Below are 13,155 nucleotides of genomic sequence, written 5' to 3' on the forward strand. Positions count from 1 at the left end.
TTGATTGAACCTCTGCTAATTTCTGATATTAAAAGTGTAAATATTGATCCCTAACGTTAAAAGTCTGCTCTTTAAAAACTAGACACCACCACACTGGAACGCAAACCCGGTGGCGAAGTGCTGAGCATCAACCATCCGGACGGCACCCGCGAGAGCTTCACCTACAACGCCCACGGCCAGGTTCTGACGCACACCAACGGCAAGGACCAGACCACGCATCTGGCGCGCAACGCCCGTGGCCTGCCGATCAGACGCCAGGACCCCAAGGGTTTTATCGTGGGCTACCAGTACGACAAGGCCCTGCGCCTTGCCGCGCTGATCAATGAAAACGACGCCACCTACACGTTCGCCTACGACGACTCCGACCGGCTGATCGAAGAAAAGCGCATCGACCAACTGACCCGCCGTTTCAGCTACAACCTCGGCGGACATCTGACTCAGGTCGAGGAAATCGGCTACAGCGAGAAAGGTGAGCGACCACAACGCAGCACGCATTTCGAGCGCGACCCGGTTGGCCGTTTGCTGGCCAGGCTCAACGACGACGCCCGTCAGGATTTCACCTACGACGACAGCGACCGCCTGCTGTACATTCAGCGCACGCCCACCGACGGTGGCAGAAAACTCGGTGTCACGGCTGAAAAACTGGAATTTTCCTACGACATTCTGGGCCGCCTGACGCAGGAATCGTCGCCTCAGGGCGCGCTGACCTACGACTACGATCTACTCAGCAACCTGACCACGCTGACCCTTCCCACCGGTCAGCACCTGAATCACCTGTACTACGGCAGCGGTCACCTGCATCAACTGAACCTCGATGGCCAACTGATCAGCGACATGGAGCGCGACGACCTGCACCGCGAGATCTATCGCACGCAGGGCAAACTCACCAGTTGCTTTGGCTATGACGCTCTGGGCCGCAAGACCTGGCAGTACGCAACCACCCTGCCCGCGGAAAAACTATCGCAGATCCAGAACCCGCTCATAAAGCCAGAACGCTACGTCGAGCACGCCTACAACCCGCTCCACCGCCGCTACGAATACGACCCGGCCGGCGAACTGAGCCGCACCCTCGACAAATTGCGTGGCGAAGTCACCTACGAATACGAAGCCAACGGCCGCCTGCTTGAGCACAACCCCGAAAAACGTTTCGACGGTGAAGAATTCCGCTACGACGCCGCTGGCAACCGCCTCAACTTCAACACCAGCCGCTTCGACCGCGTCAAAGACAACCGCCTCAAAAAGTGGAGCAACCACGAATACAAGTACGACGCGTGGGGCAACCTGGTCGAGAAAATCGTCGGCATCGTGCGTTGGCAGACCTTCACCTACGACTGCGAAAACCGCCTGGTCAAAACCGAGACCATGGCCAACAGTCAGGTGGAAAGCACCAGCAGCTACCAGTACGACAGCCTGGGCAGGCGCGTTGGCAAACAGTGGGAGATCAAGGGGCAGACCGACCGGAAACGCTTTCTCTGGCAAGGCCTGCGCTTGCTGCGTGAAGAAAGCCCGGGACAGAGCAGCCTGTATCTGTACGAGCCCGGCAGTTATGCGCCGCTGGCCCGTGTTGATGAGAAAGAGGGCGAGGCAGAGAACAAGGTCTACTACTTCCACACCGACCAGATTGGTACGCCGCTGGAGATGACCGACGCCGAAGGGCAGATCGTCTGGCAAGCCAAATATCGGCCGTGGGGGGCGATTGAGAAGCTGGTGGTGAACGAGGTCGAGCAGAACCTCAGGTTTCAGGGTCAGTATTTCGATGTCGAGACGGGGCTTCACTACAACACGTTTCGGTATTACGATCCGGAGATTGGACGGTTTATTACGCAGGATCCGATTGGGTTGAGTGGTGGGGATAATCTCTATCAATATGCGCCTAATCCTAATGGGTGGGTTGATCCGTTAGGCTGGTGCGTGAATGCGAGTGTTACCCGAGGCACCGCAGGACAGCCTTTGCGAGCAACGGCTACGATTACCATGGCCGACATCAAAAAAGGCGGAACTGCGACAAACGCGTCGTCCCGGAGTTGGGCGAGAAGCCTTGGCAATCCGGACGATGATGCTGGTCACATAATCGCTAAACTTCTTGGTGGATCGGGTGGTAAGGATGGGGTGTTTCCGCAGCTATCAAGAACCAATCGAGGCTTATTTAGAGATTTTGAGGGTGAGATAGCAAACTACGTCAAAACTAACGGCCCAGTAGACGTTGACATTAGGTTTGTGTATGGATCTTCTAATACGAGGCCGTCCAAAATACTCTATGACGTTTATCAAAATGGTCATACCGTCCTATCAGACATGTTCAATAATTGAGAGTTCTCATGAGCAAAGAGAATATAGATGCAGTAGACACACTAAAGCAGTTTATGGGTGCCATGCGTGACTGGGAAGAAAAATTTTATAAAGAACAGATGGAACTCATAAAAGCAGGGCTTGACACCGGTGAGAGCGAAGAAAAATACAAGACAGTTCTAGCTGATATATTCGAAAACTTTTCTATTCCTGATCAGAGAAGCTGGGCGCGTCTAGTAGATTTAGGGTGTGGGCATCCGCCAACATATGACCCTAACCGGGACGATATCGCTACCCCTGTGCTTTCAGGAAAAACGCATACAATAGTAGTTCAACAGACAGCCAGACTAAAAGCCATCTATAAATTTTATTTAAAACCAATAGATGGATCCTACAAGATAATAAAAAAAGAAACAAAAAATGGAGATAGCTGGAAAAAAACTGCACTTTGAAGCATTAAAATGCTGACTAAATCAATAATAAACTTGCCAATGCACATACTACTTGTAGGGCAGACCGACCGAGAAAATCGTCGGCATCGTGCGCTGGCAAACCTTCACCTACGACAGCGAAAACCGCCTGGTCAAAACCGAGACCATGGCCAACAGCCAGGTGGAAAGCACCAGCAGCTACCAGTACGACAGCTTGGGCAGGCGTGTTGGCGAACAGTGGGAGATCAAGGGGCAGACCGACCATCGACTATTTCTCTGGCAAGGCCTTCGCTTGCTGCGTGAAGAAAGCCCGGAACAAAGCAGCTTGTATCTGTATGAGCCTGGTAGCTATGCGCCTTTGGCCCGTTTTGATGAGAAAGAGGGCGAGGTAGAGAACAAGGTCTACTACTTCCACACCGACCAGATTGGTACGCCGCTGGAGATGACCGACGCCGAAGGGCAGATCGTCTGGCAGGCCAAATATAGGCCGTGGAGGGCGATTGAGAAGCTGGTGGTGAACGAGGTCGAGCAGAACCTGAGGTTTCAGGGTCAGTATTTCGATGTCGAGACGGGGCTTCACTACAACACGTTTCGGTATTACGATCCGGAGATTGGGCGGTTTATTACGCAGGATCCGATTGGGTTGAGTGGTGGGGATAACCTGTATCAATATGCGCCTAATCCTAATGGGTGGGTTGATCCGTTAGGCTGGTGCGTCAATGCGAGTGTTACCCGAGGTACCGCAGGACAGCCTTTGCGAGCAACGGCTACGATTACCAAGGCCGACATCAAAAAAGGCGGAACTGCGACAAATGCGTCGTCCCGGAGTTGGGCGAGAAGCCTTGGCAATGCGGACGATGATGCTGGTCACATAATCGCTAAGCTTCTTGGTGGATCGGGTGGTAAGGATGGGGTCTTTCCACAGCTATCGAAAGTTAATAGAGGGTTGTTCAGAGACTTCGAACGAGCAATTGCGAATGAGGTTAAAGACAATGGGCCAGTTGATCTTGAAATCGTTTTCCAATATGCAAATGGCGGCACACGCCCCACTAAAATTTATTATGACCTTTATCGTAACGGGAAGTTAATTGATGGCGCAGAATTCAACAACTAACATAAGCACCGAGCTTAACGAGGAAATCGTAGAAAAAACGTTTCGCGATTTTTCGACGGCATTGCGCAATTGGGAAAATTGGTTTTATACGCACAAGAGAGAGAACAGAAACGCAAATAACAGTACGCCTAATGCGGATGGACGTGCGCGCGCTGAGTTACTAGCAATCTTTTCGACTTACGTTACTGAAAAAGGCAGAAACTATGATCGATTAGAGAACCTGGTATGCAGCATGCATCCTGAATATGAGTTTGAAGAAGAATCGATAAGATTAGAAATCTCTTCAAAAAATACTACAACCTTAGTATATAAAAAAAAGCACGGCCTAAGACAAACCTACAGATTGACCTTCTCAATAAAAGACAATACATGCAGAATACAAAAACGCGAATTTCAAGACAACGAAAAATGGAGAACCACTTACATCTAGACTTGAAGAAAACCAGAAGACCAACAAGCGAAAGGAACATCATTAAACATTCTCTTTTGGCCGTAAGCATCCAAGACGCGGATGATAATATTGAATATTAAAAATGGCTCTTTAAAAACTCAGATAGAGCGATATAGATGAGCAATGGCGCTAAGTATATGACCCGGCCGACAAATTGCGTGGCGAAGTCACCTACGAGTACGAAGCCAACGGCCGCCTGCTTGAACACAACCCCGAAAAACGTTTCGACGGCGAAGAATTCCGCTACGACGCTGCCGGCAACCGCCTGAACTTCAACACCAGCCGCTTCGACCGCGTCAAAGACAACCGCCTCAAAAAGTGGAGCAACCACGAATACAAGTACGACGCGTGGGGCAACCTGGTCGAGAAAATCGTCGGCATCGTGCGCTGGCAAACCTTCACCTACGACTGCGAAAACCGCCTGGTCAAAACCGAGACCATGGCTAACAGTCAGGTGGAAAGCACCAGCAGCTATCAATACGACAGCCTGGGCAGGCGCGTTGGCAAACAGTGGGAGATCAAAGGGCAGACCGACCAGAAACGCTTTCTCTGGCAGGGATTGCGGATGTTGCGTGAAGAGGGTCCTGAGCAGAGCAGCCTGTACCTCTACGAGCCCGGCAGCTATGCGCCGCTCGCCCGTGTTGATGAGAAAGAGGGCGAGGTAGAGAACAAGGTCTACTACTTCCACACCGACCAGATTGGTACACCACTGGAGATGACCGACGCCGAAGGGCAGATCGTCTGGCAGGCCAAATATCGGCCGTGGGGGGCGATTGAGAAGCTGGTGGTGAACGAGGTCGAGCAGAACCTGAGGTTTCAGGGGCAGTATTTCGATGTCGAGACGGGGCTTCACTACAACACGTTTCGGTATTACGATCCGGAGATTGGACGGTTTATTACGCAGGATCCGATTGGGTTGGCTGGGGGTGTGAATCTCTATCAGTATGCGCCTAATCCAATTCGATGGACTGATGCTCTGGGTTGGGCTTGCGAACTGTTCCGGGGAGTGAGCGCCAACCATCCAGCTATTGATGATGCTCGGAAAGGCATAGCTAAACCTGCAAAAGCTGATAGCACAATCACTCCATCAGAACACAACTATGGTGCCGTATCAGACGTCAGCCCTTACACTTCATGGACAAGGGATTTAGAAATCGCTAAATGGTGGGCAAATAAAGATGGCCCAGGTGGTGTGATTCTCGGCACACCTACAGGCGCGCCCAAGCCAGGAGATAACTGGCATTGGGAGCTATCTCCAGACGACTGGGGTGAATCAGAGCTATTGCTTAAAGGAGTCCGGTCTAAACTAGAGGTTTTTAACCCAAATGAACTTTAAAACAATCAACCAAGAAACCATTGAAAATATATTAAAATCTGACGACATAGATATGCACACAGCCAAAGTCCTAGAGCAGGCTAAGGCATGTGTTGAATTCATAAACGGGTTAAATCTTGACATCTATAATGTGGATAGCAGCTCAAGCATGAGACAAATTGTAGATTACAGAATAGGCACTCTCGAGAAAAGCGGCAGAACTTTCTACGGAGCAAAAGAATGCACGCTCAAGTTAGAGAAATTAGCACCAGACCACCCGGTCAGCTGGATCGCTAAAAAAGTGAAAAACAATATTCTAGTTTTAATAATCGACCGCAAATTCAACAGCGTTATACATGCAATGTCAACCGCTACTAAAAGCACTTAACATTAGGTATATAGAGCCCATCAAGACCTCGTTAAAACAGCTACTGAATTGAAGTTGGCGTAGTATGAAGCAACGGCTACGATTACCAAGGCCGACATCAAAAAAGGCGGAACTGCGACAAACGCGTCGTCCCGGAGTTGGGCGAGAAGCCTTGGCAATCCGGACGATGATGCTGGTCACATAATCGCTAAGCTTCTTGGTGGATCGGGTGGTAAGGATGGGGTGTTTCCGCAGCTATCAAGAACCAATCGAGGCTTATTTAGAGATTTTGAGGGTGAGATAGCAAACTACGTCAAAACTAACGGCCCAGTAGACGTTGACATTAGGTTTGTGTATGGATCTTCTAATACGAGGCCGTCCAAAATACTCTATGACGTTTATCAAAATGGTCATACCGTCCTATCAGACATGTTCAATAATTGAGAGTTCTCATGAGCAAAGAGAATATAGATGCAGTAGACACACTAAAGCAGTTTATGGGTGCCATGCGTGACTGGGAAGAAAAATTTTATAAAGAACAGATGGAACTCATAAAAGCAGGGCTTGACACCGGTGAGAGCGAAGAAAAATACAAGACAGTTCTAGCTGATATATTCGAAAACTTTTCTATTCCTGATCAGAGAAGCTGGGCGCGTCTAGTAGATTTAGGGTGTGGGCATCCGCCAACATATGACCCTAACCGGGACGATATCGCTACCCCTGTGCTTTCAGGAAAAACGCATACAATAGTAGTTCAACAGACAGCCAGACTAAAAGCCATCTATAAATTTTATTTAAAACCAATAGATGGATCCTACAAGATAATAAAAAAAGAAACAAAAAATGGAGATAGCTGGAAAAAAACTGCACTTTGAAGCATTAAAATGCTGACTAAATCAATAATAAACTTGCCAATGCACATACTACTTGTAGGGCAGACCGACCGAGAAAATCGTCGGCATCGTGCGCTGGCAAACCTTCACCTACGACAGCGAAAACCGCCTGGTCAAAACCGAGACCATGGCCAACAGCCAGGTGGAAAGCACCAGCAGCTACCAGTACGACAGCTTGGGCAGGCGTGTTGGCGAACAGTGGGAGATCAAGGGGCAGACCGACCATCGACTATTTCTCTGGCAAGGCCTTCGCTTGCTGCGTGAAGAAAGCCCGGAACAAAGCAGCTTGTATCTGTATGAGCCTGGTAGCTATGCGCCTTTGGCCCGTTTTGATGAGAAAGAGGGCGAGGTAGAGAACAAGGTCTACTACTTCCACACCGACCAGATTGGTACGCCGCTGGAGATGACCGACGCCGAAGGGCAGATCGTCTGGCAGGCCAAATATAGGCCGTGGAGGGCGATTGAGAAGCTGGTGGTGAACGAGGTCGAGCAGAACCTGAGGTTTCAGGGTCAGTATTTCGATGTCGAGACGGGGCTTCACTACAACACGTTTCGGTATTACGATCCGGAGATTGGGCGGTTTATTATGCAGGATCCGATTGGGTTGGCTGGGGGGGATAACCTTTACAAATATGTTCCAAATCCCACAGCGTGGGTTGATCCATGGGGATGGGCTTGCAATCGTCCGGAGGGCTATAAATCAGGTGACGTCGATGCCCATGGCAATTTATCACCGGGCCTAAACAGAGCGCCTGGTAATAAAAACATCCCCAGTGATAAATCAGTTCAGTCACACCACTTTATTCAGGATGAGTGGGCAAAGAGGAATGTAGCAGGATATAAGCGTAACGCGGCGCCAGCAGTTTTATTAAAGAGTTCCTCTGGAGAATCACACGCTATTGTTTCATCACTTCAACGAACCAGACGCAGATTGGGTGGATTTAATGGAACCATCAAGGAAGAGTTTGGAACCGCATACAAAGAGCTAATAGACTCTGGAGTTAGTCCTAGCGCAGCAAAGAAAGCTGCGAGCAGATCATATAAATACTTTGATTCCTTGGGAGCATTTGATTAATGATATCCTTCACTGAAAAGAACAGCCCTGCCAACGTAAATGAAATAGAATCCATCTGCAAAGAGTTAGGAATCTCAGAAAAAAACTGGTTGAGAAAATTTTGGCCTGAATGCAATGGTGCGGTATTAGAAGATCAAATCGTATTTTATCCTACCGATCAAATTGTCGAGCGTAATAAAACATATGAAATAGATATAAATTTCCCCGAGTACATTTTGATAGGAGATGACTCTGGAGGCGGATTAATATTAACCCCCAAAAAAGGCTTGGAGAAATTCTACTTTATAGGGTCTGGAGATCCCTTTATTAATGACGCTGAAGTCTTTGACTCCATTGAACAGCTAACTGCCTACGCGATGGCTGATGTAGATAGTGATAGTGATAGTGATAGTGGCAACATAGTTTCAGTTGCAGAGATCAAGCCAAAAGCATCTGACGCGCTGAAAATCAAAAAAGATTTTAATTTAGACTATTCAATAGCACTGCTAACTAAAAAACTAGAAAAAAAAGATGAGATCATCTCAGAAAATGTGAAACTTATTAAGTATAAATCCGCATTAAAATTACACAGGCAATTTGTTAGATTCTCATCAAACCCCTGATTTCAAAAGCTAGCACTAACATGCGGACTCAAAGTAAATTTTATTGATTTCTCATACTTGCTCAATAAAGTTAAAAACTACATAAATGCCAACTGGCTCAGCTTATTTTGAGAAGCAATGCTAGCGATCTTTAAAAATTTAGATTTATTTCTTCTTAAAGATATAGCTTTATTTTTAATCGTAGCTTGGCAGTAGCCCTAATAAAGCAGTTTAATCCCAAACACCAACTGATCAGAGACATGAGTATTGGGACTATCGCACCCAAAACAAACTCACCAGTTGCTTTGGCTATGACGCTCTGGGCCGCAAGACCTGGCAGTACGCAACCACCCTGCCCGCTGAAAAACTGTCACAGATCCAGAACCCGCTCATAAAGCCAGAGCGCTACGTCGAACACGCCTACAACCCGCTCCACCGCCGCTACGAATACGACCCGGCCGGCGAGCTGAGCCGTACCCTCGACAAACTGCGCGGCGAAGTCACCTATGAATACGAAGCCAACGGCCGCCTGCTCGAACACAACCCCGAAAAACGTTTCGACGGCGAAGAATTCCGCTACGACGCTGCCGGCAACCGCCTGAACTTCAACACCAGCCGCTTCGACCGCGTCAAAGACAACCGCCTCAAAAAGTGGAGCAACCACGAATACAAATACGACGCGTGGGGCAACCTAGTCGAGAAAATCGTCGGCATCGTGCGTTGGCAAACCTTCACCTACGACAGCGAAAACCGCCTGGTCAAAACCGAGACCATGGCTAACAGCCAGGTGGAAAGCACCAGCAGCTACCAGTACGACAGCTTGGGCAGGCGTGTTGGCAAACAGTGGGAGATCAAGGGGCAGACCGACCATCGACTATTTCTCTGGCAAGGCCTTCGCTTGCTGCGTGAAGAAAGCCCGGAACAAAGCAGCTTGTATCTGTATGAGCCTGGTAGCTATGCGCCTTTGGCCCGTGTTGATGAGAAAGAGGGCGAGGTAGAGAACAAGGTCTACTACTTCCACACCGACCAGATTGGTACGCCGCTGGAGATGACCGACGCCAAAGGGCAGATCGTCTGGCAGGCCAAATATAGGCCGTGGAGGGCGATTGAGAAGCTGGTGGTGAACGAGGTCGAGCAGAACCTGAGGTTTCAGGGGCAGTATATGGAAATTTTGGTTAGATAAGAGTAGCTCATCCGGTATGTTTTCTAGCGCACATAAATGCGCACCCAAGCTTTGAAAAAATTGGCCGCAGGAGTTTTTTGCGGCTAGGATTAGAGAGCAAGTAGATTACTACTTAAAGCAAATCAATCGTGAATTAAGGCATTCAATCCAAATGAACGCTAAAGACATCATAGAAAAAGTCGACTTCAAATCGTACGTTTCTTCGAATCTATGCGACCCCATCACACGCGAATTATTTAGCAAGTCAAAGATATCTGACATTTCCTTTCTGCTACCTCCAGAAGTATCTGCCTATGATGATCAAAACAAAAATACGCTAAAATCCATTATAGAATTCAGAGCCAACAACCTGGCAGCCCAAGGGCGCCAGCTTAATGGCGCAGACCTATGCGCAGCATCGCTTGAAGGTTCAAGGGATGAGGCGTTGCGAAGCTGGGTCCCCTTGGAAGTAGAAAATCATATCGTAATTTTTATAATAAACTCTGAAAGCTTTGAAATTGACGGCTGCATGTCATTAAGATAAAAACCTCACCTCAACACAGCTAAAATTTATAACAAAACTTAAACATCAGGACACTCACAACAACCAAGACATCAAACTATTCAACTGCGGACTTCATTAGTTGAAAAAATATTAGCCAAGGATGGGCGACATAACTCCGTAGCACATGCCCTTCCTATATAACGTATAAGCCCGGGACTGTGAGAGTATTCACGCCTCATCAAAAAAAGCGCCCCAAAGGACGCTTCACTCAATCATCCACCTCAAAGCACACTCAACGGATACTCCACAATCACCCTCACCTCATCCAGATCCGATTCGAACGCCGTGGCCCGGGTCGTTGCCTGGCGCACGCGCAGCGACAGGTCTTTCAATGATCCGGTCTGCACAATGTATTTCGCTTCGATATCACGCTCCCAGCGTTTTTGATCGGTCAGCGGGTTGCCTTGTGCGTCGCGGCGCATGTAGGTGCTGTTGGCGTTGGAGTAGTCGGCGTCGGTGCCTTTGCCGTAGCGGGTCATGAACGACAGGCCGGGCACGCCGAAGGTGGACATGTCGAGGTTGTAGGTGACCATCCACGAGCGCTCCTTGGGTGAGTTGAAGTCGCTGTACTGGATGGAGTTGGCCAGGTAGATGGAGTCGGACTGCCTGAGGTAGTCGAAGTCATCATCACCTTCGTTGCGCTGGTGCGAAAGCGACAGGGTGTGTGCGCCGTATTGCAGGGCGAGTTTTGCGCTCCAGATGTCGTTGTCGAATTCGCCGAGCAGCTTTTTGCCCTCGTCGGTGGCGTTGTAATAGTTCAGGCTGCCGGTCAGTGCGAGGTCATCGGAAAGTGGCAGCACATAAGACGCCGAGGCGTATTTCTGGTCCCAGGCGTCTTTCAGGCGGCTGGTGTAGAGGCCAAGGCTCAGCGCGTCGGTGGCCTGGTAATCACCGCCGAAGTAGGCAACCCAGGGAGAGTCGACCGCGCCGCCGTAGAAGGTCACGAAACCGTCGCGCATATTGCTGGAAACCGGCTGGCTCATGGAGTGCAGACGACCGCCTTGCAGGGTCAGACCGCTGATACTGTTGTTGATCGCTGTGACGCCACGGAAGCTTTCCGGTAGCAGGCGCGAGTCACCGAATGCCACCACCGGCGTCGACGGGAAGACATCGCCCACGTTGACGACGGTGTCGAAGGCCCTGGCCTTCAGCGAGCCGCCGACTTTGCTGTACTCGTCGCGGGCATTGCCCTGCCCATCGACCGGCAGCACATCGAATGCGCTGCGCCCGCCGTTGCGTCCATCGCCTGTGTCGAGCTTGATGCCGATCATGGCAAAGGCATCGACCCCGACGCCGAATGTGCCTTGAGTGAAACCTGACTGGAATCGCCCGATGATGCCCTGCGCCCATGCTTCGGAGTAACCATTGCCGGTCGGGCTTGACTCGCCGTTGCGGTGGTCGCGGTTCATGTAGAAGTTACGGTTGAGTACCGTCAGCGTGCTGCCTTCGATGAAGCCTTCTTTCTGTTCTTCGGCGAGTGCGGTAATCGGCGTTACACCTGCCAGTGTCGAGCACAGGGCAAGGGACAATGTTCTGAGTTGGGTCATATGTGCTCCGATGGATCGGCAGATTGTTTTAAACGTGTCGACCTGGCTCTTTTTATAGGTGCGAGAGCTGCCAGCGGGGCACCATCTTGAAGTGGCGAAGATAACGTCGAGGTGACAGCGGGATTACAAATATGAAAGGAAGTGAAGTACCGCCTGCGTTAGTTCAATACGGTGAAACAGGCATTGAACGGATACGTCTGTTTTTATTCTCGCCGAAGGCCGTAGGAGCAGGCCGGGCGACGTTTCGCTGGTTAGCGAAGATGGTGCATTTGCAGCGAGCATACCGGCCTCTTCGCGAACAAGTTCGCTCCTACGCCCTTCGGGCAGATGCATGAAAAACGCTTATCGCCGACGTTTTGCCGGGAATAAAAAAAGCGCCCCGAAGGACGCTTAAAGATTCGCCCCGACCAAAGGAGCAGGGAGCTGCTACAAAGGGCGAACAGGGGTGCAGCGGGTCGGGCAGCAAAGGCATCAGCCTTCGGACTTGGTCGACCGCTCAGCCTCGGCTTTCTCGTCAGCATTGACGTACCGCTCGGCTTTGCTGCTGTTCTGTTCCTTGAAACGCATCTCCTGCGCCAGGCGCATCTTGTCGGCAGCGGGGCTTGCGTACTCGTTACCGTCGTCGGCAAAGGCTGCAGTGGCGGACAAGGCAGCTACGGCGAAGACCATCGATTTGACCAGTTTCATCATCATTACCTTTCTCGGTTGAATGTCGGACCTGCGCAGCGCTCGGCGCTCGTCAGGGATGAAACAAGCTTACGGAGGGGGAGCTAACAGGAAGGTGAGCGAACAATGACAATACTGTTAGGAAGCTGACATCTTCGAGATGACCGATTTGTAATGTTTCAGCAACCTTCCGGTTAGTGCGCATTGGTTAGGGTTAAGCCACATTCAAACGGAGACAAAAGAAAATGCGCACAGCCAAATCGTTGTTACTTGCCCTGGTCATCCTTTCGCCCATCAGTGCTTTCGCCTACACCTCTGATGAGGTCAAAGCCACTACGGTGATCAAGGAACACCAGGCCAGCGTGCAGAAGTATGCCGCCCTCCATAACAAGCCGATGCCGGAGATCAAGGAGTACACCTACGGCATGAAGCTGGACGTTGCCAAGCTGGTCCGCAAATCCCCGGATCTGCAAACCTGTAGCGTAATGCCGAAACTGATGACCTACGAAGACTCCAAGGGCAAGCTGAACACGGTTCAGTACCAGGTCCTCAGCGGATGCAGAAACAGCCAATGATTCTGACCCTGCCAGGAAGGCCACTCAGCGTTACATCCCCCGTCAGCCCGGACCTTCATTCGGGCTGACTTTTTTGCGTCTGCAATCCCCTCCTTTTCCCGTCTCAAATCCAGCTTCGTTTGGT

Annotated in this window: 10 protein-coding genes and 5 pseudogenes; 13 read left to right on the forward strand and 2 right to left on the reverse strand. The window is 50.2% G+C overall.

From position 1 onward, the window contains the following. Positions 1–81: 81 nt before the first annotated feature. The 12 genes and pseudogenes from AC54XV_RS25090 to AC54XV_RS25145 all read left to right on the forward strand — a co-directional run. Positions 82–2,310: pseudogene (locus AC54XV_RS25090) on the forward strand (RHS repeat-associated core domain-containing protein); the annotation flags it as partial. Positions 2,311–2,318: 8 nt separating this feature from the next. After that, positions 2,319–2,741 (forward strand): NTF2 fold immunity protein, encoded by a 423-nt coding sequence (locus AC54XV_RS25095; RefSeq protein WP_058398350.1) that lies wholly within the window; start codon positions 2,319–2,321, stop codon positions 2,739–2,741. Between the two features lie 58 nt (positions 2,742–2,799). Then, positions 2,800–3,834: pseudogene (locus AC54XV_RS25100) on the forward strand (RHS repeat domain-containing protein); the annotation flags it as partial. After that, positions 3,812–4,264: an NTF2 fold immunity protein gene (locus tag AC54XV_RS25105; RefSeq protein WP_496717365.1), complete on the forward strand. Its 453-nt coding sequence runs from the start codon at positions 3,812–3,814 to the stop codon at positions 4,262–4,264. The pseudogene AC54XV_RS25100 and the gene AC54XV_RS25105, both read left to right, overlap by 23 nt. A 169-nt stretch (positions 4,265–4,433) precedes the next feature. Continuing rightward, positions 4,434–5,621: pseudogene (locus AC54XV_RS25110) on the forward strand (RHS repeat domain-containing protein); the annotation flags it as partial. After that, entirely contained in the window at positions 5,611–5,988 is a 378-nt protein-coding gene (locus AC54XV_RS25115; RefSeq protein WP_003405200.1) for a hypothetical protein, read from the forward strand. The pseudogene AC54XV_RS25110 and the gene AC54XV_RS25115, both read left to right, overlap by 11 nt. 96 nt (positions 5,989–6,084) lie before the next feature. Then, positions 6,085–6,411, forward strand: coding sequence for a DNA/RNA non-specific endonuclease (locus tag AC54XV_RS25120; RefSeq protein WP_080311196.1), 327 nt, complete (start codon positions 6,085–6,087; stop codon positions 6,409–6,411). An 8-nt stretch (positions 6,412–6,419) separates the two neighbouring features. Continuing rightward, positions 6,420–6,842, forward strand: coding sequence for an NTF2 fold immunity protein (locus tag AC54XV_RS25125; protein ID WP_058398350.1), 423 nt, complete (start codon positions 6,420–6,422; stop codon positions 6,840–6,842). Positions 6,843–6,900: 58 nt separating this feature from the next. Beyond that, a pseudogene (locus AC54XV_RS25130) lies at positions 6,901–7,935 on the forward strand (RHS repeat-associated core domain-containing protein); the annotation flags it as partial. Continuing rightward, positions 7,935–8,537 (forward strand): SMI1/KNR4 family protein, encoded by a 603-nt coding sequence (locus tag AC54XV_RS25135; RefSeq protein ID WP_496717367.1) that lies wholly within the window; start codon positions 7,935–7,937, stop codon positions 8,535–8,537. The pseudogene AC54XV_RS25130 and the gene AC54XV_RS25135, both read left to right, overlap by 1 nt. A 253-nt stretch (positions 8,538–8,790) precedes the next feature. Continuing rightward, positions 8,791–9,687 (forward strand): annotated as a pseudogene (locus AC54XV_RS25140) (RHS repeat domain-containing protein); the annotation flags it as partial. 163 nt (positions 9,688–9,850) lie between these two features. Further along, positions 9,851–10,222, forward strand: a complete 372-nt coding sequence (locus AC54XV_RS25145; RefSeq protein ID WP_104652571.1) for a hypothetical protein — start codon at positions 9,851–9,853, stop codon at positions 10,220–10,222. A 242-nt stretch (positions 10,223–10,464) separates the two neighbouring features. Here the strand turns inward: AC54XV_RS25145 and AC54XV_RS25150 are convergent, their stop codons facing one another. Together AC54XV_RS25150 and AC54XV_RS25155 are read right to left on the reverse strand one after the other, a co-directional pair. Further along, positions 10,465–11,790, reverse strand: a complete 1,326-nt coding sequence (locus AC54XV_RS25150) for an OprD family porin (RefSeq protein WP_104652572.1) — start codon at positions 11,788–11,790, stop codon at positions 10,465–10,467. Between the two features lie 471 nt (positions 11,791–12,261). Then, the gene (locus tag AC54XV_RS25155) at positions 12,262–12,483 is read right to left on the reverse strand and encodes a hypothetical protein (protein WP_003343801.1); all 222 of its coding nucleotides are present in this window, start codon (positions 12,481–12,483) and stop codon (positions 12,262–12,264) included. A 218-nt stretch (positions 12,484–12,701) separates the two neighbouring features. On the opposite strand from AC54XV_RS25155, the gene AC54XV_RS25160 reads away from it, so the two are divergent. Then, on the forward strand, positions 12,702–13,031 hold the full coding sequence (locus tag AC54XV_RS25160; RefSeq protein WP_003343803.1) for a DUF2790 domain-containing protein: 330 nt from the start codon (positions 12,702–12,704) through the stop codon (positions 13,029–13,031). Positions 13,032–13,155: the final 124 nt, after the last annotated feature.

The sequence above is a fragment of the Pseudomonas fragariae (ex Marin et al. 2024) genome, assembly GCF_059621105.1.

What these genes read in the sequence shown, in the direction of transcription:
- AC54XV_RS25095 (WP_058398350.1), top strand. Translation starts at nt 2,319, where the DNA reads ATGAGCAAAGAGAATATAGATGCAGTAGACACACTAAAGCAGTTTATG.
- AC54XV_RS25105 (WP_496717365.1), top strand. Translation starts at nt 3,812, where the DNA reads ATGGCGCAGAATTCAACAACTAACATAAGCACCGAGCTTAACGAGGAA.
- AC54XV_RS25115 (WP_003405200.1), top strand. Translation starts at nt 5,611, where the DNA reads ATGAACTTTAAAACAATCAACCAAGAAACCATTGAAAATATATTAAAA.
- AC54XV_RS25125 (WP_058398350.1), top strand. Translation starts at nt 6,420, where the DNA reads ATGAGCAAAGAGAATATAGATGCAGTAGACACACTAAAGCAGTTTATG.
- AC54XV_RS25135 (WP_496717367.1), top strand. Translation starts at nt 7,935, where the DNA reads ATGATATCCTTCACTGAAAAGAACAGCCCTGCCAACGTAAATGAAATA.
- AC54XV_RS25145 (WP_104652571.1), top strand. Translation starts at nt 9,851, where the DNA reads ATGAACGCTAAAGACATCATAGAAAAAGTCGACTTCAAATCGTACGTT.
- AC54XV_RS25150 (WP_104652572.1), bottom strand. Translation starts at nt 11,790, where the DNA reads ATGACCCAACTCAGAACATTGTCCCTTGCCCTGTGCTCGACACTGGCA.
- AC54XV_RS25155 (WP_003343801.1), bottom strand. Translation starts at nt 12,483, where the DNA reads ATGATGATGAAACTGGTCAAATCGATGGTCTTCGCCGTAGCTGCCTTG.
- AC54XV_RS25160 (WP_003343803.1), top strand. Translation starts at nt 12,702, where the DNA reads ATGCGCACAGCCAAATCGTTGTTACTTGCCCTGGTCATCCTTTCGCCC.